General features: G+C 48.9%; 17 protein-coding genes. 11 read left to right on the forward strand and 6 right to left on the reverse strand.

Features of this window, described 5'->3' with window-relative positions:
* Positions 1-46: 46 nt before the first annotated feature.
* Positions 47-2,236, reverse strand: a complete 2,190-nt coding sequence (locus SH678x_RS12525) for a GumC domain-containing protein (protein WP_496918789.1) — start codon at positions 2,234-2,236, stop codon at positions 47-49.
* Between the two features lie 241 nt (positions 2,237-2,477).
* Positions 2,478-4,385 carry a TolC family protein gene (locus SH678x_RS12530; RefSeq protein WP_496918790.1) on the reverse strand — a complete coding sequence of 636 codons (1,908 nt, stop codon included), beginning with the start codon at positions 4,383-4,385 and terminating at the stop codon, positions 2,478-2,480.
* A gap of 585 nt (positions 4,386-4,970) precedes the next feature.
* On the opposite strand from SH678x_RS12530, the gene SH678x_RS12535 reads away from it, so the two are divergent.
* The 7 genes from SH678x_RS12535 (at position 4,971) to SH678x_RS12565 (ending at position 13,636) form a co-directional block, all read left to right on the forward strand.
* Positions 4,971-5,741, forward strand: coding sequence for a sugar transferase (locus SH678x_RS12535; RefSeq protein WP_496918791.1), 771 nt, complete (start codon positions 4,971-4,973; stop codon positions 5,739-5,741).
* A gap of 47 nt (positions 5,742-5,788) precedes the next feature.
* Positions 5,789-6,952: a glycosyltransferase gene (locus SH678x_RS12540; protein WP_496918792.1), complete on the forward strand. Its 1,164-nt coding sequence runs from the start codon at positions 5,789-5,791 to the stop codon at positions 6,950-6,952.
* A gap of 71 nt (positions 6,953-7,023) precedes the next feature.
* The gene (locus tag SH678x_RS12545) at positions 7,024-8,184 is read left to right on the forward strand and encodes a glycosyltransferase family 4 protein (RefSeq protein ID WP_496918793.1); all 1,161 of its coding nucleotides are present in this window, start codon (positions 7,024-7,026) and stop codon (positions 8,182-8,184) included.
* A complete protein-coding gene (locus SH678x_RS12550) occupies positions 8,178-9,341 on the forward strand; it encodes a glycosyltransferase family 2 protein (protein ID WP_496918794.1) in 1,164 nt (387 codons plus the stop codon). The genes SH678x_RS12545 and SH678x_RS12550 overlap by 7 nt, the downstream gene beginning before the upstream one ends.
* Positions 9,342-9,375: 34 nt before the next feature.
* Complete coding sequence (locus tag SH678x_RS12555) at positions 9,376-10,914, forward strand: lipopolysaccharide biosynthesis protein (RefSeq protein ID WP_496918795.1); 1,539 nt, start codon at positions 9,376-9,378, stop codon at positions 10,912-10,914.
* The gene (locus tag SH678x_RS12560; RefSeq protein ID WP_496918796.1) at positions 10,911-12,473 is read left to right on the forward strand and encodes a glycosyltransferase family 39 protein; all 1,563 of its coding nucleotides are present in this window, start codon (positions 10,911-10,913) and stop codon (positions 12,471-12,473) included. Before SH678x_RS12555 ends, SH678x_RS12560 begins: the two co-directional genes overlap by 4 nt.
* A gap of 134 nt (positions 12,474-12,607) precedes the next feature.
* Entirely contained in the window at positions 12,608-13,636 is a 1,029-nt protein-coding gene (locus SH678x_RS12565; RefSeq protein WP_496918797.1) for a hypothetical protein, read from the forward strand.
* A 21-nt stretch (positions 13,637-13,657) separates the two neighbouring features.
* Here the strand turns inward: SH678x_RS12565 and SH678x_RS12570 are convergent, their stop codons facing one another.
* Positions 13,658-14,989: an O-antigen ligase family protein gene (locus SH678x_RS12570; RefSeq protein ID WP_496918798.1), complete on the reverse strand. Its 1,332-nt coding sequence runs from the start codon at positions 14,987-14,989 to the stop codon at positions 13,658-13,660.
* A gap of 144 nt (positions 14,990-15,133) precedes the next feature.
* Here SH678x_RS12570 and SH678x_RS12575 point away from each other — a divergent pair, with 144 nt between their 5' ends.
* From SH678x_RS12575 to SH678x_RS12585, 3 genes are all read left to right on the forward strand, one after another.
* Complete coding sequence (locus SH678x_RS12575) at positions 15,134-16,579, forward strand: MBOAT family O-acyltransferase (protein WP_496918799.1); 1,446 nt, start codon at positions 15,134-15,136, stop codon at positions 16,577-16,579.
* On the forward strand, positions 16,554-17,489 hold the full coding sequence (locus tag SH678x_RS12580; RefSeq protein WP_496918800.1) for a hypothetical protein: 936 nt from the start codon (positions 16,554-16,556) through the stop codon (positions 17,487-17,489). The genes SH678x_RS12575 and SH678x_RS12580 overlap by 26 nt, the downstream gene beginning before the upstream one ends.
* A gap of 83 nt (positions 17,490-17,572) precedes the next feature.
* Positions 17,573-18,712: a glycosyltransferase gene (locus SH678x_RS12585; RefSeq protein WP_496918801.1), complete on the forward strand. Its 1,140-nt coding sequence runs from the start codon at positions 17,573-17,575 to the stop codon at positions 18,710-18,712.
* Here the strand turns inward: SH678x_RS12585 and SH678x_RS12590 are convergent.
* Entirely contained in the window at positions 18,704-19,819 is a 1,116-nt protein-coding gene (locus SH678x_RS12590; RefSeq protein WP_496918802.1) for a glycosyltransferase family 4 protein, read from the reverse strand. The two genes, SH678x_RS12585 and SH678x_RS12590, sit on opposite strands and share 9 nt — an antisense overlap.
* Position 19,820: 1 nt before the next feature.
* On the reverse strand, positions 19,821-21,557 hold the full coding sequence (locus SH678x_RS12595) for a DUF4091 domain-containing protein (protein ID WP_496918803.1): 1,737 nt from the start codon (positions 21,555-21,557) through the stop codon (positions 19,821-19,823).
* Positions 21,558-22,051: 494 nt separating this feature from the next.
* Here SH678x_RS12595 and SH678x_RS12600 point away from each other — a divergent pair, with 494 nt between their 5' ends.
* On the forward strand, positions 22,052-22,780 hold the full coding sequence (locus tag SH678x_RS12600; RefSeq protein WP_496918804.1) for a hypothetical protein: 729 nt from the start codon (positions 22,052-22,054) through the stop codon (positions 22,778-22,780).
* 34 nt (positions 22,781-22,814) lie between these two features.
* On the opposite strand, the gene wecB is transcribed toward SH678x_RS12600, so the two are convergent.
* Positions 22,815-23,954, reverse strand: coding sequence for a non-hydrolyzing UDP-N-acetylglucosamine 2-epimerase (gene wecB / locus SH678x_RS12605; RefSeq protein WP_496918805.1), 1,140 nt, complete (start codon positions 23,952-23,954; stop codon positions 22,815-22,817).
* Between the last annotated feature and the right edge of the window lie 25 nt (positions 23,955-23,979).

A 23,979-nucleotide genomic window follows, 5' to 3' on the forward strand; every position in this document is an offset into this window, starting at 1 on the left:
AGAAAATGGATGGTCTTGTCCTAGGAAACCATTTGCTAGCTAGTAGCTATGCAATGATACCCAGGACTTTTCCATCCATCATAATTAGTTCGCGGGCCGCTTCCACTGCTTCTTGGTCCAAAACGGCCTCGGAACTGCAGACAACTATTCGGTCTGCATGGTCAACCAAGCATTCGAGGCGTAAATGCTGCCCAAGGCGAACTCCGCTTACCAGGACTATCGAATAAGCCTTTTTTAGTTCAACAAGCAGGGTAGCTATTCGATTTTGGTCCATAAGCTGGTCTGGAACCATCATTGGGCCACGGCCAAGATACCAGAGGTTGTGGACGGTTGTAGAACGAACTACTAAATCTCCAAATGCCACTTCTCCTTGCAAATAATCTCCAACTCCTGACAGTTTTACATCATCTGCGTTGCTGGAAGCCCCTGGCGATACTTCGCCAGCTAAATCTACACCCGTGTACTTGATTTTTCTCACTTCAGATCGTTCGGAACTCTTGGGAATTTCTCCATCCAAATCAACAACAACAACTGATTCGCCGCACTTTGCTAGCGCCTCCGCCAGGAGACGCGTCCGGCCCGAGCATCCAATCACAAGCAACGTAGCATGCTGCTCGGGCAATTGACGTTGAATGCGTAGAGCCGCCGAAGCAATATGCTCACCAAAAACTTTGTTGCGTGAGAGATCAGCTAATAAAGGAACTCCGAATGCCCGAGCGACATTAGCCGGCGTCTTTCGATTATTCCGTTGCCACTCGATTAAGAACAAAGGTGCGATTAACAAGCCTACTGTGGCAATCAAGGCAGCACCAAATAATTTACTGGCGTTAGACCGTATTCCGTCAATCGTGGGAGTAGGAGGTTGGACGACTTTCAGCTCATGAACTTCTGATTTATAAGCTTGATTGAATTGGTCCGCTAACGATTGCATGCGGTGGGTTTCATCGGCTGCTTGTGCCAATGAGACTTTCAACGGAGCAATTTGCTTTTGCAAATCCGCCAATTGCTCAAGTTCTTGCGTTTTGCTTGCTAATTTTTTGCCCAGACCATCAACTTTGTGCTTAGCCCCGACAATGTCGAGTTCAAGCAATGCGAGTGATTGATCGAATAAGTGCGGCTCCTCGGCAAACCCTGCGAGCATGACCAATTCATCTGTTTCATCTCCCCCTTTACCCACAAGCCTGCGTGCCAGACGCTGCTCAACTTCTGTAAGTTTGCCTTGCAGCTGTTCAACACGCACATTCTGCTCGGCACGCAATATGTCGAGTTCGCCTTCGATCCGCTCCTTCTCGGCATCGCTAATCAGCCCTTGGCCGTGTAGCTTCTTAACCCGTTCAAGCTCCCGTTCCTTGACGCTTAATTTTACTGCGTAGGAAGAGTCTTCTTGTTCTTTGGCGATTTGGTCACGCAGGAACTGACGTCTATCACTATCAGTAGCACCGTTGGGAAGAGTCTTGGTTCGCTTAACCTGCTCGTTGGCAGGGAGACTATCATCAATCGGAATTTCTAAAGATTTAAGCCGATCTCTTTTCGACTGAGCCGCGGCAAGTTCGATGTTGGCCATCTCGAGTTCAAAGTCGAGCTCCGTCACTGAACCCTGCAATGCCGTCAGTCCCGATTCCAAACTTTCTGACGATTTGAGTTTATGCTCTTCGAGAAAAGCTTGCAGTTGGGCATCAATTTGTTCATAGGAATCTTGCGCGTTTTCAAAGTTGGCACGGAATTCTTTAACAAACGGGCCTATTGCCTGTTTGCTGATTTTTCGAGATTCCTCTGCAAAGGAAGACATCGCCGTACGAAGGACTCGCTCTGCTTCTTCTTTATCCGGGCGAATCACCCGAATAACAAGGGTATCACCACTAGGAACGAGCTCAACCGAAACGTTGCGTCTTAGCTCAGACAGATCTGATCCTAGCTGACAACGCTGATTAATTTGCTCAAGCATCGCAGGAGTATCGATGGCATGAATTAAATTTCCGAGCAATGGTGGTCGGTAATAAGGCGCCGTAATTTCATTTGGCGAATACAGCAAGGCTCCATGAAACTCGTACCTACGGTTTTCCAACAGAAAGGCTGCTGCCAAACCGAGAATGACACCTATAATCACCGAGAGAGCAAGATACTTCTTCCAGCGCAGCATTCCGCGCAGGGTCTCTTCAAGTGTCTTTTGCAGGCCAACAGACGCACCTGCTTGAATGGGTCGCTGTGGAAAATTGGAAACGAGATTGCTGTCCATCAATTCGCGATTAAAGCTTCGCCGGACAGCACGTTACTTCATCCTGTTAAACGCACCGCGCGGCTAGTTTGCCAAATCCACGACGCATCTTGGTCGATGATCACCGGCTAGAAATCCATTTTTCCAGCATATCAGAACTGGGTAGAGAGGCAAGCGAATTGAACGAGTCGACCTTCTGCTGGTGCCGAATGTGCGGATTGGATCAATTGTAGGGGGGCGCAATCTGCTATCGGAGAAGCAGCTACTGTTCATCGCTCGCAAATTCGAATACCGGCGAGGTAATATTCGCCTGAAAATTTCGTTCGGCAACGGCCAGTTGTCGATCGCGCCAAGACTCGACCAGCTGGAGCTTGGCTGCCGCCAAAGTCCGCTCCGATTCGACTAATAGAAAAATATCCACTCGTCCCTCCTCGTACAGCGCACTGTAGGCATCAAGCTGCTCTTGGGCGACAGCTACTCGACGAATCTGACCCGCTAGGATCTCCTCTTCCGACTTTAATTTGTCCTCTGCTCGGCGCAGTGTCGACGAAATGTCGTACTCAATCTGATTGAGTCGTGCGATCTCTTGAGAAATCGTAATTTCCGCGCGCTCGCAATCTGCTTTTGCCGAGCGCAATCCAAATGGTCGCTCATAAATCAGGCCAACTGCCCACGTGTTATACTCGTGTCTAGCAATCGTGCGAATGGATTGCCCGAGATTTTGATCGAGTCCCGTTACAGAGTAATCAACACGGGCCGAAAGATCCGGCCTCAAATCATTTCGTGCCCGCAATAAGTCGGCCTGCACACCGGAAATCACGGCCCGCTGAGCCAGAATCTCAGGCCGCTGCAATGCATAGGGCAGCATCTCTGTGATTGGTCGTAAGGCCGAATCCGTTTCGCCTTCATCAGCAGCCGCTAACGGTAAGCCGCTTAAGTTGAGCAATTCTGGCTGAGGAGGTGACTCACCAGGCGTCCACATGTCTATCCCCATGATTTGCCGTAGTTCACTTTCGGCAATATCACGTATTTTTGCCTGATCCATCTCGAGGACGCGGAATTCCTCATAAAGTGACTTAACTTGCAACATGTTGGGCAACGCACTTTGACCAAGCTGCACGCGTTGCGACTCTTCATCGAGCAAGGTTTCCACTTGATTGAGCAACTGCTTAGCTACCCGATGACTTCGCTCAGCACTCGCAAATTCCCAGTACGCAAACTCAATATCTCGAGCAAGCTCGCGGATCTGTGACATAAACGTAAATCGTGATTCCTTAAATCTCGCTTGGGCAATCTTCAAAGGCGCAAGCGTAGAGGCGCTTCCTAGACCCTTCATCAATGGCTGATCGAAACGGAAATTCAGGGCGGAATCCCAGCCAGGATTAACGATCAATTGATCACCCGGCGGAAAATAATCCTCGTAATCCGTCGAGAATCCAAGCTCTGCTTGTCCACCACTCACCGTGTTACGCCGCAAATACAGATTGTTGGGCTGATTGAAAGGCTGTAAAAAATTCGTGTCCAAAAAGTCTGACGTGGACCCAAAAGACTGAATCAAGCTGCGGACCTGCACGTCCGAACGTCCGCCATAGGCCGCAGCACCCCGTATGGGATCGAAGTACGACTCTGCATTTTGGATTAAAGTTTCATCAACTGATGGAGTATAGCCTAGCACGATCACTTCTTTGCTCTGTTGCAAACCAACTCGTACGGCTTCGGCGAGTGACAAAGAATAGATACTTGGGCGATCGATCCCCAATGGGGGATTGAATATGCCTCCCGGCAATTGAGTATTTGAATCCTGGAGAGTTGGCGCAGGCAAGACTTCTGTTGGTGATGCAACGGCTGGCTCTGACTGCTCAATCGCAGGCAATGGAGTTGTTGGGGCTGGGGGAGCAAATAAGTCAGGTTGCTCTGCTACCCGAAAGATGTCGGGCTCGCCTTCATCCTCAACCGCAGGCAGTGGGATAAAATCCGTTGAATGTTCAACTACTTGTACAGCATCAGGAGGCGCAAACAAAGACGTGGACGCGTCGACAGATGCCAGTCGAGCCCCGCAAAAAGTGAAGACACTGAAGGTTGCTACGGAAACACTCCAGCGACCGAGCCAATATGGAGTTTTTCCAAGGCGCATAAATTGTGCTATCACTCCCAAAGCAATCCCAAGCATCCTTGAACTGCTCATTCATGTCACGCTTAATGCGTCAAAAACACGTGAGATCCCTGTCTCGACAAATCTTCTCATCGACGCTCCTGCGTCAAGTAAAATAGGTACGACTAGTACAACCGGCATGAAACTAGCCCGTTCGAATGGCATAATTCATAAAGTCGGTATATTTTTACGTCATCCAGATTGGTTGCGTAAAACGTACTATCTGCGTAAAAAAGAAGGCTTTTTTCGTCAAGGAAGCTACGACTAGACCTTTGAAAGGTAGATTTTTCGGACTGCACTGGGCATATGGCCAGAATTAATGCAAATATCCGGAAAATCCTTACAGAATCTTCAGCTTGCTTGACAGCCAACATTCCTACAAATAACTTGGTCAGAATAGTTAGATTTATCGATGGGATTCGGACACCGACGGCAAAGATTTGCATCATATCCAGTCATAGATTCTAGGCATGGCATCATTTGAATTGATGCCCTTTGGAGGTTTTTCTGCGAACCAAGCGGTTAAGACACCACGCTCACCCACCTTCGACTCAACCAACCTCAGTAACCGACGCCAAAATACCGCCGCTAGCGGCACGGAATTTGGTTCTATTTGCGCCCGGCTATCATCGCTGGTTTGTAAAGCGATGGTCTGAACGATTGTTGGCGTGGATGGGTATAATTCTACTCAGCCCACTTTTAATGTCGCTTGTAGCGATTGTGCGCGCGACCTCGAAAGGCCCTGCCCTGCTGTGGCAGGAACGCGTTGGCCTAAATGGTCAAGTGTTCCAGATCGTTAAGCTGCGCTCCATGTACGAAGATGCTGAGCAATGGTCTGGTGCGGTATGGGCGTCGGAAGATGATCCACGCATTACGCCTGTTGGCTGGTATCTTCGCAAGTTGCATCTTGACGAATTGCCGCAACTTTGGAATGTGGCTAAGGGGGAAATGTCCTTTATAGGCCCCAGACCTGAACGTCCTGAATTCGTGGACGATCTCATTGAACAAATTCCAGGATATGCATGCCGCCTTGCCGTGCTCCCGGGCGTCACAGGCCTCGCCCAGGTCAATCTGCCTGCGGATCAAACTTCTGACTGCGTGCGTCGCAAAATTGAGCTTGATCTGGAGTATATTTTTACTGCCGAACCAAGCCTGGATTTCCGTATCGCAATCTGCACTGTTCTCAAGATGCTTGCCATGCCACGCGAACGTTCGGCCAAGTTGTCTTACATTTTCAGAGAACCCTCAAAACTTCCTGTTCTGCAATTGAATACACAGTCAACGGGTGCTCTATCACATTCTGAATCAATCAATATCAAGGATTCGCTTGCCGATTCTGACTCTTCGAAACATACTTGGCTAATTAGCACCTAACAATGCAGGGGTAAGTGGTGCCCAGTCAAGTTACAGTCCAGGAAACAATGCCACAACGCATTGTCCATGTGTCATTCGGCCTGGACATGGGTGGGCTTGAACGCCTTCTGCTTGAGATCGCAGAACAAACTGATCCGCGGGTTCAACAGCTATTCTTCATTTCGTTGGGCTCGATCGGTTCGGTCGGGCTTCAACTTCGACGTATGGGATGGCCGGTCGTTTGCCTACACCGACCGAACGGTATCCGACCTAGTTTGATCTTCTCACTGGCCAGGATATTTCACGGCATACATCCGGCCATCGTGCACACACACGATGCACGCGCCCTCATCTATGGTGCTCCAGCGGCACGGATGATGGGAATTAAACGGGTCATCCATACGCAACACGGTCAAAACTTAGGCATGACGCCGCGGCGTTTAAAGCTGATTCGATATACTGCCAAGCTCGTGCAGAGCTATGTTTGTGTCTCACGAAACGCTTGTGACGTTGCCGCGAATCAGGGAATTCCAGAGGATCGCTTACGTTTAGTCTACAACGCCATTTCGGTCGAAAGATTTAAGTCTGCGATTCGTTCTCAGTCTCACAGCTTAGACGAAAATCAGAAATCCCTAGTGGCCATCGCTCGCTTAAGTCCTGAAAAGGGTTTGTCGACCCTGCTCAAAGCAGTCGCCTTGATCCATAAAAGTCTGCCTGATCTTCGTTTGGAAGTTGCAGGTGAAGGGCCCTGTCATGCTGAATTGCTGCGTGAAGCGAATCATTTGGGTATTTATGAAAAGGTTCAGTTCTTAGGACAGGTTTCTGACCCCGAGAATGTCTTGAGTCGAGGCCGCGTTTTTGTGCTGCCTTCCAATTCCGAAGGCGTTTCATTAACGCTTCTGGAAGCCATGGCTGCCGGAGTGCCTGTTGTCGCTACAGATGTCGGAGGCACACCTGAAGTTCTCGAAAATGGCAAGTCCGGATTGTTGGTTCCACGCCAGAATCCTGAAGAACTAGCAAACGCAATTAAGCGACTGTGGCTCGACGACGATCTGCGATTTCGGCTTTCGCTTGCCGCGGATCAGAGAGTTTCCGAACAATTCGACATAAGTCGGATGACACGGGAATACAACGAGCTTTACTTCGGTGCAAATCAGTCGGCATCTCAGCTTTCAATAAGAAATGCACCCTTCCACTACGATGTGCCTGCCGGTGTGGGGAAGCAAGGATGAAAGTTGTCGTCGTCGATTGGGATATCACTTACCCGGTCAACTCGGGTAAGCGACTTCGCACGCTTAACTTGATGTTGCAACTTGCTCCTCGGCATGAGATTACCTATCTCTCACGAGGAAGTGTCGCTTCGGGCGAAGGCAAGGCGGCTCATGAATTCCTCAACGACCACGGCATCGAGACAGTTTTTGCGGACGTGCCGATGCCACAAAAGTCTACCTGGCGGCATAGAATCGGACTACTCACTCATATGTGGGCAGCCGACCCGTTAGCAGCGTGTGCCCATCATAGCCCCGCATTCAAAGATGCAATTAGAAGGTATGCTCGCGATCATCGAGTTGACCTGTGGCAGCTTGAATGGACTCCTTATGTCGATATGCTTCCACGCTCTGCCAATGTCAAAAGCCTTGTCTCGGCGCATAACGTCGATTCCTTGATTTGGCAGCGATATTACGAAACTGAACAAAACCTGCTACGCCGTATCATTTTAAAAAGCCAATGGAGGAAGTTTGTGCGATTTGAGAAAAGAGCTTTATCAAAAGCCACTCGAGTAGCCGCGGTGAGTGAGATTGACGCGAATCTTTTGCGACGGGACTTTGGCATCCCGCACGTTGACGTTGTGGAAAATGGCGTCGATGTCGACTATTACTCTTCGATCCATGCTGTTCGTGACCCACATAAACTCTTGTTTTTAGGCAGTTTGGATTGGCGGCCAAATTTAGACGCCATCAACACTCTGCTTGACGAGATTATGCCTCGACTTCGTCGCACACAACCCTTGGTGAAATTAGAAATTGTTGGTAGAAATCCTCCTCGCTGGCTCGCCGATAAGGTTGCAGTTCAACAAGATATTACCTTACATGCTAATGTGCCCGATGTCAGACCTTTTCTCGCCACGGCAGGCATGATGGTCGTACCGCTACGAATTGGTGGTGGGTCACGGCTTAAAATTCTTGAGGCGTTGGCAAGTTCACTTCCAGTTGTTTCCTCAACTATTGGCGCTGAAGGTTTGGAGTTAACTCCAGTTGACGACTTGCAAATCGCCGATACACCTGATGAAATGGTTCAAGCGATTCTCCAATGGATGTTGCATCCCGCACTTTCCGCGACCACAGCACAGCGTGGATTTGAGGTTGTCAAAAACCATTACGACTGGGAAAAACTTGCTCAAGTGCTGGAATCCGTGTGGGAGAAAACTGTCAATTCTACGAACATGGTTGCTTCACCATGTTGAATCCCGCTTTCATTTTTTGGGCAGCTACGCTGACGGTCGCGTACACGTTTGTAATCTATCCGTTGTTGATTGCGCTCGTCGCTCAATTCAAGCGTAAGACACTAGCGCAACTCGCTCCCCTGCCCTCTAGTTTCTCGCTCATCTTGGCAGTGCGTAACGAACAAACGCACATCAAGCGACGCTTGACTGAGTTGGCAGGAATCTTGAAGAACTCGCATGTACTGGCTGAAATCATCGTGGTTTGTGATGGCTCAACCGATGACACGCCTAAAATAGCTCGCACATTCATTAGCCCTACAATCAAAATTGTCGAATTGCCAACGAATCTGGGCAAAGCGGTAGCGATCAATCACGCCGCTGCTGAATCTCAACACGAGATTTTGATTTTTGCCGATGCGAGACAAATATGGGAGGAAGATGCTGTACAAGAATTGATGGCTTGTTTCCAAGATCCACGAGTTGGGGCTGTGAGCGGACAGCTTGTGCTAAAGTCATCCGATGGGAAACTGGCGGGTGTCGGCATGTACTGGAAATTTGAAAAATGGCTACGAGCCAATGAAGCACAAGTCCATTCTCAAATCGGTGTCACCGGCGCGATCTGTGCGGTTCGAAAAGAACTATTACCACTATTGCCCGCCGGCATCATTTTGGACGATGTCTATTGGCCAATGCAAGTTGTGATGCAAGGCTGGCGAGTTGTCTATCAACCCGAGGCCATCGCGTTTGATCAGCTTCCCGACAGAAGTTCTGACGAATTGCGTCGCAAAGTCAGGACTCTAGTCGGCAATTTCCAACTCCTCACAATGAATCCAAATCTACTTTTGCCTTGGAAAAATATCTTGTGGTGGCAATTTCTATCCCACAAAATCATGCGACTGATCGCGCCCTGGGCATTACTGATCATGCTTGCCAGCAGTGCCATTATTGAGAACGGCATTTACCGAGGCCTATTTTTCGCTCTGGTAGGGTGTTTGGTCGTCGGTGTCTTAGGAATGCTCACACCATTGGGCACAAAAAATCGCCTTTTTTCAATCGCAGGTTCATTTCTGCTGCTGCAATTTGCCGCTTGGTTAGCATTTTGGTATTGGATTTTCGGACGCTCGGGAAGGATTTGGTCTTCGCTACCCTCTTCGCCAGCAACAGCAGATCAAGTCTAGGTATAATAAAGTCTTTTTCTGAGACAATTGGCCCATGACCGACAGCGTAGTCGCCGAATCTGGCACCGCCAGCATTCTTGCTAGTCCGCCCAACGGCGAGCGAGAAGCGCCGCAGAAGATTTCGCTGCGCCAACTCTTGGGCGACGTGATGGTGTATGGCATGGCCAGCATCGCCGACCGTGCCATCGGCTTCTTGTTGCTGCCGATTATGACTGCAATTTTGCAGCCTGAGGACTACGGCATCATGAGCCTATTCACAACAACGGCTCATATTCTGTTCATCGTTGGTTCGCTGGGGATCCATCAAGGATTTTTTCGTTACTACACAGAGGCTCAGGATTCCGATAGCCAATTGCACGTTTTAAACACGTCGGTATCACTCGCTATCGGCTACTGGGCATTTCTTCTGCCCTTTTTCTGGTTCTTCCGAACTCAACTTAACCAACTTATTTTTGGCATCGAAGGTTCGGCATTAACGCTTGCACTTGCTGCAGCGATGCTGATTCAAGTTCTCGATTCCGTGGCGAGTAATCGCCTTCAAGCTGATGGTAGACGCTGGTCTTACTTCCTTGTTGTAATCTGTAGCTCCATCATCTTACGAACAACGGCCATTATCCTCGTGTTGCAAGGCATGGGAGCCTGGGGCTGGGTCCTGAGTGATACCTTAGGACGATTGATCGCTGTTATTCTCCTGTTGTTTGTAGCTATGCCCGATATAAGCATCAAGCTAAAACGAGAATTGGTTAAGCCAATCGCATCTTATGGAATTTTATTAGTTCCAGCGCTGATTTCATACTACATCATGATAGTCGCGGATAAATATCTGATTCGTGCCCTTTCTGTTCATCCCCTTCAAGATGTTGGTTTTTACAGCGTAGGGGAAAGAATTGCCGGTGCTATGCAACTCGTGAACCTTGCTTTTATCTTTGGTTGGCAACGATTCGCTTTTCGCAATATGCACCACGAAGAAGGCCAGCCCTTGATCGCAAAAGGAATGCTGTGGTTTGCAATTGGGGCAGGTTTTTTTGCTTTAGCGTTGGCAATGCTTGGCGATGATTTGTCACGTCTGCTCATTGCACAAGTTTATGAGCCTGGAATCGTGGTCATCACCCCACTGACTATTGCTGCCCTGGCGGGAGGCCTCGCGAGTACCGCGGAGATTGGACTTCATAAACAAAAGAAACCGCTCTATATAAGCTCACTGAACGGCATTGCAGCCCTACTGAATGTGGTCTTCAACCTATGGGCGATTCCGAGATGGGGGATCGCAGGGGCGGCCTATGCGACGATGATTTGCCAATTCTTGCGAGTGGTAGTGATTTGGTGGGCCGCCAATGCGATTTTTCCTTTGCCCTTCGAATATGGCCGATTTTTTGGCGTCACAGGGCTGTTTTTGGCTATTTATCTTTTGGGCCAGGTTCTTGCTCCAAGTACGATAGGAATTGCCACGATTGTTCAATCCCTCCTCGTTTTGGCAGCCCCAATCCTGTTGTGGTTCTCAGGCTTAATTAACGCAAGTGAAAAGGCTGCTGCTAAGGAACTTTTCCTAGTTCTCCGTACGGCAAGACTGTGAACAACACGATTACAAAGCATGATTCTGCCCAGCCATCGTCCGTCGCCTATCGCGACGGATGGTGGCTATTGCTAATTGTATGCCTGGGAGGGGCGATAAGATTTCTTGGGCTCGGCTGGGAAAGTCTGTGGTACGACGAGGCATGTACCCTAGATATGGTTTCGGCATCGCTGGCTGACATTGTGTCAGGCAAAATGCTGACACCAGGCAATCCTTTCGGATATTTTGCGCTGCTGAGATTGTGGTGTGAGCAAGTAGGCTTTGAAATTGAAAGCGCGCGAGCCTTCTCGGCGCTGTGCGGAACACTCGTCATTCCTGCTACTTGGTTAGCCGCCTCGCGAATGACAGGGGATCGACAAGTGAGTCTACTAGCTGCCCTATTGGTAGCATTCAGTCCCCCCATGGTGTTTTTAAGTCGGGAAGCGCGCGTCTATCCACTGCTTGCCTTGTTTGCTGTTCTCGCCACGATGTACGCAAATGATATTGTTCGCACCAGAGGTAAGCAAGGTTGGGTTGGCTTCACGATCACTTGTGGGTTGTTGCCTCATTTTCATTATTACTCGTTCTTTTTCCTGGCCGTCTTGGGCTGCCTCATATTATGGGGCATGCGCGACTCGCTGCAGCAGACGGTTGGCCGCTTGTTCTTGAGTTACTTAGTAATCGCTCTGGCGTTTCTCCCCGGACTCAATCTGTTTTTGACACAACTTAGTATCGTCCAAGAAGTTGCGGTCAATTCCTTCTTGCAAACTCTCTCGTTCCCCGTGTTTGTCTTTGGTGACCGTACGCTGGTATGGAAACAGGACGGAGTTTTTTGGCTCGGCTTAGGAACACTCATCGTTATCGCAGGAATTTGGCTGCCGGTTTGCATTCAACTTCTTAAAGATCGGAGCGCTCCTTGGTTCGCATTTCTTACGAGCAGCGGAGTATTTTTGATCGCCGTCGCTGTGTCGGGAATTTATATGTCAATGTTCAATGCACGATATGTGAGCTTTATCGTGCCCACGTTATTGATTGTCGTAGCCTACTCAATTGTGAAACTCCTGCGACAAGGAGGTTTTGTGAGAGCGATGCCTGCGGTTCTACTCGCAATTGTGACGTGTGTTTCCCTTGTCAGAATGTTCACGGAAGTGCAGAAAGATGATTGGCGAAGCTTGCATGAGTATATTGCCTCAAACGGGCCGCAGATGCCAATTGTGTTCTACGAAGATATCGGTGTAACCACTTTTAAATATTTCCAGCCCGATCAACCCTACATTCAACTCTTTGAGGAATTTGGAAACGATGGCCAGACATGGAAAAATGCGGGCTACGATAAGGCCATCAACAATCTAAATGACTACTGGGTTGTTGTGTCACCTATTTGGTCGGACGACGTACCTCAACAGGTCGCGCAGTGGTGTTCTAAGTTTAGTACTTTGGTTGATGAAAAGTCCTTCAAGGGCTTATACCTGGCAAGGTTTAGCAAGAAGACAAGCCTGGAACCTAATCGATCAGCAGAAGCTGCTGCAGAAACCGGTTCGTATCCGGCAACTAAATCTTCAGAACAAAACGACCTTTAATCTTCGTCGATTGAGATATGAAAATCCGAGGATTATCCTTACCCACTGTACTTCAACTACTACGTAACCGATCCGCGCCAAACTTAAGCTCCCCGCAACATGTTTTCATTTGTGTTGCGGACCATTTTGAACCAATGTTTGCCAGTTCTTCGCAGCGATTACATCGCGAACGTGTTCAACGCTGGTCCGATTTGTATCCAAACCTTGCCAGTCAGTTTGAAGATTCTCGTAGCCAATCCTGCAAACACAGCTTTTTTTATGCGGCAGAACAATACCAACCCCAGCTAGTCGAGAGCGTTGCCGAGATCTGCCGCGCAGGCTTTGGTGATATCGAAGTACAAGTTCATCACGACAATGACTCTGCCGAGAATTTCCGTGATACGCTTCTGACGTTTACTGACACACTTTATCACAAACACGGCATGTTGCGTAAATGCAGCGATGACACGATCGGCTATGGGTTTGTCCATGGGAATTGGGCTCTCGACAATTCTCATCCAGAAGGTCACTGGTGTGGGGTCAACAACGAGATTAGTATACTGAACGAAACGGGTTGTTACGCTGATTTTACCCTTCCCGCGGCCCCTGATCCGTGTCAAACAAAGACTATCAATTCAATTTATTATGCAGTCGATGATGCCGTAAAATCAAAATCCCACGACTCGGGTGTGGCAGCTAAACGTGGTCAACGACCTCCCAAAAACGCACTGCTAATGATTCAGGGACCTTTAATGCTGGATTGGCAGAACAAGAAGTGGGGAATACTGCCAGCCCTTGAAAATGGCGATTTGCAAGGCATCAGGGCTGCTAATTGGCATCGATTCAAGTTATGGCATCAAGCGAGTATAAGTGTCGAAGGTCAACCAGAATGGCAATTTATCAAGATTCATACACACGGCTGTGACGAAGCCAACCAAGAAATATTGCTCGGTACGCCGATGCGCGACTTTTATCGCTCATTACAAAAACACGCGCAGAAATTTCCCGAGTTCAAATACTATTTTGTAACTGCCTTCGAAATGGCCATGTTGGTCCACCAGGCTGAGCAAAGCTACTGCGAACCTATCTTTCCTGTCAGAGACAATCAATGGCAGGTTGAAGCGCACAATTTTGCGAGTATTGATCCAGGTGATGAAGGCAAGCTAGGCAACAACAGTCGTTAAAACTGACTCAGCAAACCTCAATCATGTCCTTGATTGAGTTTCCAAGACCGTTGCCTCTAAAATAGCAGAGCAACGCGATACAACCGCAATGAGTGAAAGAATGATCATAAAAATCATATCGTAACCACGCGAGAGGAATGCTGCTCCAACAATAAATCCTGTCACTGACGAGAGTAATGCTCCGTCTAGCATTTGCAATTGTTCGGCAAGAATCTTTGTTGAATGAGGAACAAATGCCAACAGTTGATTCAAAACACGGCGAGATTGTAAGAGCGATGTGACCGCCCAGGAAAGTATTGCAATAAACAAAATGATGCCAATAACCCCCAGTTCGGCTGCAATCTCGACATACGAACTATGAGCAGCCCGCCAAATATTTCCGGCCCCTTTGCGATCGATATAGTGTTGTCCATAAACACTTTCGAATGCCCCCGCGCCCACGCCGGTGAGGGGATGGTCTACACACATGGCAAAGCCTGCCGTCCAGACGGCCAAACGCGTCATTGCGCTTTCGTCTTTTTGGTATTCCGTAATCGTGCGGTATCGCTCAAAAACGTCGGACGGCAGAACAATTACGGAAAACGCAATCGCAGCTACAAGGATAATAGCCAATTTCCCCAACATTTGGCGTCCCTGGCAAGCAATCAGTATGAATATTGCCGCAACCAAAGAGAGCAGACCGCCACGCGACTGCGTGGCAACAATTCCCGCAATCATGGCCAGCATCGCTCCATAGAGGGCCAGTCGCGGCCACTGCGACTGGACGATTGTGCTCAGCCACCATGCCAAGGGCAATACCATGACCAAGCTCAAAGCAAGATCGTTCGGATCTCCAAAATAAGGCTCCGAGATTCCGGTCAAGCGCTCTCCACTACCGCCCGAAAAGTCGATCACGGCAGCTATACCATGATAGGCGCAGGCGGCTACGAAAACTCCAATAAAAATCTTCAGTCGGTCGAGCGACTTGACCAGGTTGACAATCAAAACAAAGAGTGCGATCTGCTTCATGTAGTCCGTAGCAATCGAAAAGCTTTGCGATTGCCAATAAGAAAACAGCACCGAGATGCAGATCATCGCGAGAAAAGCGATGAGCAACTTCGCAGGACGTACCTCCCAAAACTCGATGACCGGACGGCTCAAGATAAACGCGGTGATCGTCAAGGCAGTGATCAGCATCATCGGACGAACTGCGCCCAAAATCGGTATCATGTCCCAGGGTCGCAAAACGAACAAAGCAAGCATAATCGTCAGCAACACGAATGGTGTATGCTGAGCGGAATCACTCTGCAAAAGAGTTGCCGTCGGATCTTCTCTCAGGGAAGGCTCTGTAAGCTGCTTAATGACGGCTCTCATACTATTGCTGTCTACAAAGTGAATCCAAATTATGCGACACTTAAACCATGGGCCGTGGCGCCATTACAGCATTTTCGTTGGAAGACGAAGCACCGTCAAACGGTTCAATCTGTAATCGTGAGTCCCTGACATTCGTGCAACCAAATGCTGTTCAATTCTTTCACATTCTGGGTATTCTTTGCCTGCGTTCTGCTGCTCTATGCAGTGCTGCGGCATCGCGGCCAGAATATCATGCTGCTAATTGCCAGCTATATATTCTATGGCAGTTGGGATTGGCGCTTTTTGACGCTGATCTGGTTATCAACTGCCGTTGATTTTTCGGCAGGCCTCATCATTGATTCCAGCCTCTCTGCTTCGCGCCGACGGGCCATGTTAGCGCTATCGCTTTGTTTCAATTTGGGATTGCTAGGTTTCTTTAAGTATTATGATTTTTTTGCCGTTCAGCTAAACACACTGTTAAATTTCGTCGGCATCGAAGACTCTCTGCCCATCCTAAACATACTTCTTCCCGTGGGCATATCGTTTTACACGTTTCAATCGATCAGCTACACAATCGACGTCTATCGCAGGGAAATCAAGCCGACTCGCAACTTGCTCGATTTTGCTCTGTACGTTTGTTTTTTTCCTCAACTCGTCGCAGGCCCGATCGAGCGTTATACACAGTTGATGCCACAGGTAGCCAACCCCAGGCGCGTGACACGCGATGGCTGGACCGAAGGCCTCTACCACATCACGATTGGCTTGTTTAAGAAAATTGTCATCGCCGACAATTTGGCAAGCTTTGCACAAGCTATCTTTGCGACGCCGGTAGAGCAGTTGAGTGGCTTTGAATGCTTGATCGGCACCTATGCATTTGCTATGCAGGTTTACGGCGACTTTTCAGGCTACTCATCAATAGCTCAAGGTGTTGCCAAGCTCATGGGCTTCGAACTGATGTACAATTTTCGCATGCCCTATTTTGCGGCCACTCCCAGTGATTTCTGGCACCGTTGGCATATTAGCCTGTCCTTATGGCTAAGAGACTATTTGTACATTCCGCTGGGTGGCAATCGGCTGGGTAATCATAGAACTTACTATAATCTCATGATCACTATGGTCTTGGGAGGGCTTTGGCATGGAGCTGCTTGGACATATATCTGGTGGGGAATTTTTCACGGTGCACTGCTTTGTGCCTATCGACCTTTTGAGCAACATTTACGCCCTTTGATTTCTTCACAACGGTGGGGATTATCACGTAACATTCTGATGGTATTCATGTTCCACTTGGTTTGTATTGGCTGGATTTTCTTTCGAGCAGTCAATATCGAACAGGCTTTCACAATGCTTGCAAAAATAACCTGCGATTCCACTTGGCTCCAAATCGGTTCCTATCCAGAGCGATTTGCGCTAGCGTGGACCGGAATAGGTCAAATATTGCTATTTGCAGGACCTTTGCTGCTATTTGAATTCTGGGTGGAACGAACAGGCGACATGTTGGCTTTACTGAAAGTCCATTGGTCCTGGCGTGCCATGGTTTATAGTTATTTCGTGTTAATGTTGATCTTCTTCCCTCCTATAGTCAAACATGAGTTCATCTACTTTCAGTTCTGAGTCGGAATGGAAGGTTTGGGGCGTCGTGCTTGTCGTACTTGTGACGGCAGAGATCGCCCTGCGCAGCTTACTCCCCCACCTATCTCAAGATATCGTGCATATCCAACAGATTCCAAAAAGCGTTGAACGCCTGTCAAATAGCCAAGGAACTCGCATACTGTTTCTGGGAAATTCCATAACTCGCAATGGAATTGATATCAATCAATTTAAAGAGCAGTTGAAAAGTCCTCGACCAGTTGTCGTCGAGGAAATCTATCCCGATGATACAGCCGTAACAGAATGGCTCTATGCGTATCTGCATTTTTTCGAGTTGCCGGATAAAAAGTTAGATCAACTCATAATTTGCTTTGCTGAAGATCAGTTGCAAGACCGATCATCCGTAGATGTCAGAAGACTAGCGGCTAACTTCTCCGACTGGAGTACTATGCACACAACGTTTCAACAAGAAAAGCTAACCCTCGACCAACAGGTTGAATATATTCTCGCAAAGTTGTGGGTCTCTTACGCTAACGCAGAACGAGTACAAAAACGACTGCTGGATTCCTTACTGCCTTACTACCGACAGACGGCTGGGGTCATTAACTCTTCCCTTGCAAGGCCAGACAATCCCAAAGGTGTAGAAATTAAACCGAGCCCAACCTATCTTCGATTGAAGCGATTGATTGAGTTGGTTGAAGCCAAAAATATTGATCTTATTGTTTTTGCCTTCCCTGTTGGCAAAAACTATGAACTTGAGCCAAGCTTGGAACAACTACTTAGGGCTCACGATATCCCTTTCCGCGATGTCCGGAATCTCACCGGCCTGGAACCCGAGAATTTCCCCGATGGTTATCACATGGATGACGAAGCTGCACAACTTATGACCACCACTGTTGCAAAACAGGTCACCAAAGTGCTGGAAGGTAAGTAGCAAATAATTGTGCAGCGATTGGCGCTTTTTTGGGATATCATAGGGCTATTAGCCAAATATTTTTCTTGATCAGAGTAATCTCGGTGCGTGTTCTCTACGTTGAAGCTGCTTACGGTTTTGGGGGATCATTAACAGGGCTGCTCCACCTTTTTTCTGCATTGCCGGCAGACGTGGAACCTATCCTGTTGACGAGTTTCGACCCAACCCGCTACATCGAGATGCCGCCCGAACTGACGTATCGAGTTGTTAATATCCCCGAACGGCCGCCCCATCCTGGCCATTGGCTCCCGGGTTTGATTCAATACTATCGCTATGTCGTTAAGCCTTGGTCGCAAGCCGTGGGACAGGCTATTGCCGATTATCAACCTGATTTAGTCCACGCTAATAATAGCGTAACGCTCAATCTTGGTGCCGGACTCGCAGCTCGCAAGTCAGGCGTTCCAGCCATCTCGCATCAAAAACATTTTGAGTACCCCGAGAAGCTAAGCCGCCTAGCATTCAAACGAACCTGCTTTTCCCACCATATCGCCACTTCCGACTTCGTCGGTGCACACATGCGCGAGTTCGGGCTAGCGGCGAACAAATGCACACGCATTTATGAACCAGTTGTTGGTCCCTCTGAAGATCAACTTGCTAATCGGTCGGAACACCAGATCCCAACAGTGGCTATGCATAGCATGTTGGTCCACTGGAAAGGTCAACATATCTTTCTTCCTGCCATCGCTAAGGTTCGCCAGCGCTGCTCGATGCCGTTTCGGTGCGTTATTGCGGGGGGACCACCGGCGAATGACCAAGAATATGCTAACGAGCTGAAGATGCTGGCAGCTGAGCTCAACTTGCAAGATTTCGTCGAATTCCGCGGCCACGTGCGTAACGTGTACGACTTTTTGGCTGAAGTTGATATCGCAGTTCATGCGGCCATTGAGCCAGAGCCCTTTGGCAGGGTCGCGGCAGAAGCCATGTTGGCAGGACTACCAAACGTGGTCACTATGCAAGGCGGCCCAGCTGAATACGTTAAAAACGGCGTGACGGGCCTACATGTTCCCAGGGGCGACGTCGATGGTCTAGCTGACGCGATCGAAACGCTGATCAAATCGCCCGAGCTACGACAACAAATGGGCCATGCTGCGCGGCAATACGCCCTCGCGGAATTCTCTCCCACAGAACTAGCAAACCAAACGACCCAACTTTATCGCGAACTTCTGATGCCGTCCTTACGATGATTGAACAAGGCGGTTAAACAGGGCACTGTATCGTTCTGCTTGTAAAGTCGTGTTGAAGTCTTTCGCGATTTTACGCGGGCCTGCTTCTCGAAATTGTGTTCGCAATATAGCGTTGCCTAGCAATTCAAGAATCTTTCTGGATAGCTGTTCAACATCATTCGGCGGCACCAAGAATCCGTCCACACCATCCTCGATGACTTCAGGAATTCCGCCAACTGCCGTTGCAACGGTCGGCAAACCAGCTGACATTGCTTCGAGCAACACAACCGGTAACCCTTCCGTACGAGAAGGAATCACAAAGACATCTGCCGACGGCAATAGTTGCTCTAAATCTGAACTAAACCCCGGTAAGACAAAATGTTCATCGAGTTTATTGCGAGAGATTCGTTCCGTAAGTTGAGTTCGTAATGGGCCTTCACCAAATATCACAAAGCCCACACCGTGCGTCTCTAATTTGATAGAAGCTGCAGCGGCTATCAAGTTATCAAAACCTTTTTCAGGACTCAGGCGACCCGCTGCAACGACAATTAAACGTGGCTTTTTCGGAAACAATGTTTCGAGCGCATTACGTGCCAACTCGTTAACTGCATTTAGCTCGCGAATGCCGATTGCATTGGGTATGGTCACCACCTTATCTGCGTGGATGCCAGACTGAAGTAGCTTATCCGACTGAGCTTGCGAAACGCCGACGACGGCATCGAACTTCCGCATTTGCCGCCTGTCCACGAATTCGTTCAGGCGAACTTTCCAAGTCGCGCCAGTCCAACCATGGGCGATTGCCACCACGGGAATTTCGGCCAAGCGGGCTGCTCGCAATCCAATGATGTCGGGCTTATAGCCCGATGTGCATAAGACATCAGCTTGCCGTGACTTTAGTTCACTAGCAATTTCATCTGCAGATCGAAAATAATGAGGCCAATTCTCACAAAGCTCGACGCCGTCAAAACCGGCTGCGCACACATGGTCTAGGAATGGCATGGCTTTCCCTTGCTCGGCAAACGTCAGGAAAAAGCTCTCGTGAGGTTTTCGCATCGCCAAAGCGAGACCAAGGATTTGCCGCTCAGGGCCTCCAAAGAATGGTGAAGCGAGCAAGTGGGCGATCCGCATGCTAAGGCTTACTTTCTTTGGAATGCTGCAGGATAATTTCCGCCAATTCTCGCCGAGCTGCCTCCCACTCGTCAGAATTAGTTGACCAAGAAATATCCGTCCGTACCCAAGTCGGATCGCTCTCGTCATCTATTCCGTACTCCCAGAGAATCTTGGGGACCATTCGGTTGACGATTTCCCTAACTCTCTCTGGATCGATGTCCGCAGCCATCGTGAGATAATCGTGATCCTGAATGCCACGCCGCCAATGCTTCAGTCGTAGCGATGCAATTGGTCCTGGCAAGTTGTAATTCTCTTCAGGAAAGATTTTGTCCGTGCCAGGGTAAAACAATACGCCATCTCCATTGTTGTAGTTCCAACCAGTCTCACCCATGACCGGATCCGGATCACTCTTTCCGCCGAAGGTTTGTGCTTGCTGAAAAACGTTCGTTTCTCCCAATCCACCTTGAAAATTGTTATAATAAGTGCTCTCCCAGACAAACCAGCGCTCGACGTCCATTTTGAACTGGCCCCACGCGAGTTCACGCAGCGCGATCCCATCGTCCTCGGTGGTCAGCGTGCCTGAGGCCGGTCGATATCCGTTATACATGTAATATTTATGGTCGGGTGACTGCTGATAATTGCGCACGGCATCCACCCACTCTTGAGTTTTGCCTACCGTCATCGTGGTAGTCGGAATGACTAAACTTGGTGCCTGTTTCCAAGATTGCGGTGCAGACACGGTAGCCATTGTAGGCAGGCTGTTGCCGATGCCAGCATTCTTTTTGACCCACTCCGACCACTGCTCGATCTGTGGAAAATCAGTCGATTCATCGATCAGAAATAAAAAATAGTCGGTTGGCGTGTCAAATTTCTTGTCCTGAAACCATTGGACCCAACTATCACTTTCCTGTTGAAGCGACTTTTCAGTTGCATTCTCACGGGGCCACGAGCCATACGTTCCAATGCTATAAACATTATTACCCACTCCTTCGCCGACACCTGCATAGCCCTGGTCGGCAGTAAATAACTTTCCGTTTAGTCGATCCTCCCACTCTTCGGCCACTTGTTCGACCGGCAGGTAGCCATCGATGAGTGAAATCTTATGACGATGTGCCATTTGAAAGTGGCGATCAATCACAGTTTGAGATTCCTCAATCAGCTTAGGATTCTTCGTGTCGTGGGGATATCGTTCATGGAAATATCGCTGATTAATGTTTTCCTTACTACAGAACAGCATCGTGCGTGCGCTCGGCAAGTCTGGAAGCGTAATATCTAGGACCTCAAGTTCCACGGGGACCGTTCGCACCTGCTTATCTTGCTCGGTGACAACGACATCGCCACGGTAAATTCCTGGCGCTGCATCGCGGGGAATATAAATGTCGACCCAAATGGATTGATTTGTATTCGCATCAACCTGGAAAGATTTGTGCAATTCAAGCGGCACGGCGATATCTGGGTAAGATTTGTCGTGATCGGGGCGATCTTTCCAAGTACCGCGCCCATAACCATTCGCGTCGTAGGGTCGACGTAAGCGAGCCGGAATGTGACGCTCGTCGTAATGGTCATAAGCGAGTTTCGAGATCCCTTTGATTGGCAAATATCGGATAAAAAACAACTCAATATTTCGGCCAACGTAATTGAAAACGTCTTCATCAGGCTTGGGCGTGCGGCCAGTGATTTGCGCTCCATCAGGTCCAGTAAGCCGATCAAAAGCGACACTGACGTCCCTAGCGGCGACATCTCCCGTTTCGAGCATCAAATTGAACGCGATGGTTTCATTTCGCGCACCGAAAAGCCGTATTCCTTTCCCGTCCCAAACGGAATTTTGGGTTTCCTTTGGTCCGCGAGTAACCAGCAAATCCTCGCGCGGAACCTTGTATTCGCCCGTATTAGCCCATACGAACTTGATATTACTGGTAGCAGAAGCAGAGCTGGTTGATTCAGCACTTGCCCAGCTGGCAAAACAAAGAATGCATATCAGCAAGCCTACGATAGCACCAAATGAAGAGGTGAGCGTGCGGCTGCCAGGGGGGTAAAAACGCGAAGTTATTGCTTTAATGACGTTTTTTGCCAACCAAGAATTTGACCCCGCACTATCAAAATGATTATGATAAAAGCCATTCATTGAGAGATTAGACCGTCCGAATTTATTTACATTTGACAAGACATAGATACCTATTCTTGTCAGCATGGCTGTGAATTACTAGTAAAGCTCGATGACGTTGACACATCTATTTGAGAGGCAAGCTAATGATGACGTCCTTTTCCAACAAATCCAGAATTTTCAACTCCCTGTTCTGCACAGTCCTTTTCTTAGGTGTAGGTTCCGAAGCAAGGGCTCAATTGAGTAATCCCAGCTTCGATTCGCCCTATTTGACATCCGATCTCGCTCCGTGGGGTGGAACAGGCTTAACAGCAGTTGATAGTTGGGCAGCAGAAGCCGCGGAAATTGTAGGAGCTGATAACGGCATTACTCCACTCGTTGGAGACCAAATGGCCAAGCTGCTAGATGATAGTAGTTCGCTCAGCGAGATTAAACAACGGATTGGTAGTATCGGCTTACTTACCAACCCACAAGTTGATACGGGAGCAGCCTTGGCACTTTACTTTGCCCATCTCAATGTGCCAGCAAGCGCCCCAGTCGGTGTTACTGCTGAGATCCTGCTCCAGTTTCTTGATGGCGCTCAAAATGCTTTAGGCGCACCAGCAACACTTCTCTCGGGTCCGTTGGATAATGACCCAAGTACATGGGAAATTGTACAAATGACCGATGTTCCTGTCCCAGTGGGAGCCCGAGGTGCCGAGGCAATTATTCGGTATAACATTGCAAGTCTGACCGGGCAGAGTGGTTTCGTGCCTGGCTATGTCGATAGCACGCATTTGGGATTTTCATTTGTGCCGGAACCAAGCACTTTCGGCTTGCTACTGATTTGTGGTCTCTGGAAAGCGGCCAGTTCACGAAGAAATCGTCTTTGCTGAACGACGCTGCCCGCAGCTGTTCTAAAAGGTCTATCTAAGCAAGCACACTGGCGAGATGCTTGACGATGCGACTACTGGCTTGGCCGTCGCCATAGGGTGATGCGACCTTGGCTATCTGCGCATAAACTCCGTCGTCAGTCAGCAACCGACTCGCCTCGGAAACAATATTTTCTGCGTTCGCGCCAACCAGCTTCACGATCCCTGCCTCAACGCCTTCAGGTCGTTCGGTAGTGTCGCGCATAACGAGTACTGGCTTTCCTAGTGAGGGAGCCTCCTCCTGAATACCCCCTGAGTCCGTGAGTATGAGCCGGCTTTGTGCGGCAAGAGCTGTAAACTCTCTGTAACCCAAGGGCTCAATCAATCGAATTCTCGAGTTATCACCCAAACGCTCGTAAACAGTTGCGCGTACGTTGGGATTGAGATGCACTGGGTAGACGATGAGTAGTTCCGGAAACTTTGTCGCGAGCATTACGAGAGCCTTACAGATCTGCTCAAAACCTTCGCCAAAATTCTCACGCCGATGCCCCGTGATCAAAACGATCTTCCGATCTCGCCAATCATCGCCCAGCAATGGGTTCAGGTAGGCATCGATCTGCATTACTACCTGCGGCGAGCTTTGGTTGATACGCTCCTGTAGCAAGGCGTCGACGACAGTATTCCCTGTAACCAAAATTGACGAACTCGGAACACCTTCGGCAATCAGAGCCTCTCGTGCTCGAGCGGTAGGTGCATAGTGCCATTTAACAAGAGTCGTCGTGAGCCTTCGATTGGCTTCCTCAGGAAATGGAGACGCCAGGTTGCCAGTTCTGAGCCCTGCTTCGATGTGAGCCACTGGGATTCGATGATAAAAACTTGCCAGTGTGGCACATAAAACCGTTGTTGTGTCTCCTTGTACGACAACGGCATCCGGCTTGCTCAATTCGAGAGCTTCATCAATTCTTTCTATCAAGCGAGAAGTCAATTGCGGCAATGATTGATTGGGCTGCATCGCCCGTAAGCTCGCATCGACTTGGATTCCAAAGAGATCGATAATCGGTTGAATAAGCTCGTTGTGCTGTCCGGAATTGATGACAAACGGTGTCAACGAAGCATTTTTTTGCAACTCTGCCACCACACAGGCCAATTTAATGGCCTCAGGCCGAGTCCCCATAAACACTGCAACTTTAGCGGTCATGCCCTAAATGATACAAACAATACCT

Source organism: Bythopirellula superficialaquae (assembly GCF_059632245.1).

Coding starts and splice junctions, on each gene's coding strand:
- SH678x_RS12525 (WP_496918789.1), bottom strand. CDS start 2,236: ATGGACAGCAATCTCGTTTCCAATTTTCCACAGCGACCCATTCAAGCA.
- SH678x_RS12530 (WP_496918790.1), bottom strand. CDS start 4,385: ATGCTTGGGATTGCTTTGGGAGTGATAGCACAATTTATGCGCCTTGGA.
- SH678x_RS12540 (WP_496918792.1), top strand. CDS start 5,789: ATGCCACAACGCATTGTCCATGTGTCATTCGGCCTGGACATGGGTGGG.
- SH678x_RS12545 (WP_496918793.1), top strand. CDS start 7,024: ATGTTGCAACTTGCTCCTCGGCATGAGATTACCTATCTCTCACGAGGA.
- SH678x_RS12550 (WP_496918794.1), top strand. CDS start 8,178: ATGTTGAATCCCGCTTTCATTTTTTGGGCAGCTACGCTGACGGTCGCG.
- SH678x_RS12555 (WP_496918795.1), top strand. CDS start 9,376: ATGACCGACAGCGTAGTCGCCGAATCTGGCACCGCCAGCATTCTTGCT.
- SH678x_RS12565 (WP_496918797.1), top strand. CDS start 12,608: ATGTTTGCCAGTTCTTCGCAGCGATTACATCGCGAACGTGTTCAACGC.
- SH678x_RS12570 (WP_496918798.1), bottom strand. CDS start 14,989: ATGAGAGCCGTCATTAAGCAGCTTACAGAGCCTTCCCTGAGAGAAGAT.
- SH678x_RS12575 (WP_496918799.1), top strand. CDS start 15,134: ATGCTGTTCAATTCTTTCACATTCTGGGTATTCTTTGCCTGCGTTCTG.
- SH678x_RS12580 (WP_496918800.1), top strand. CDS start 16,554: ATGAGTTCATCTACTTTCAGTTCTGAGTCGGAATGGAAGGTTTGGGGC.
- SH678x_RS12590 (WP_496918802.1), bottom strand. CDS start 19,819: ATGCGGATCGCCCACTTGCTCGCTTCACCATTCTTTGGAGGCCCTGAG.
- SH678x_RS12595 (WP_496918803.1), bottom strand. CDS start 21,557: ATGCTCGAAACGGGAGATGTCGCCGCTAGGGACGTCAGTGTCGCTTTT.
- SH678x_RS12600 (WP_496918804.1), top strand. CDS start 22,052: ATGATGACGTCCTTTTCCAACAAATCCAGAATTTTCAACTCCCTGTTC.
- wecB (WP_496918805.1), bottom strand. CDS start 23,954: ATGACCGCTAAAGTTGCAGTGTTTATGGGGACTCGGCCTGAGGCCATT.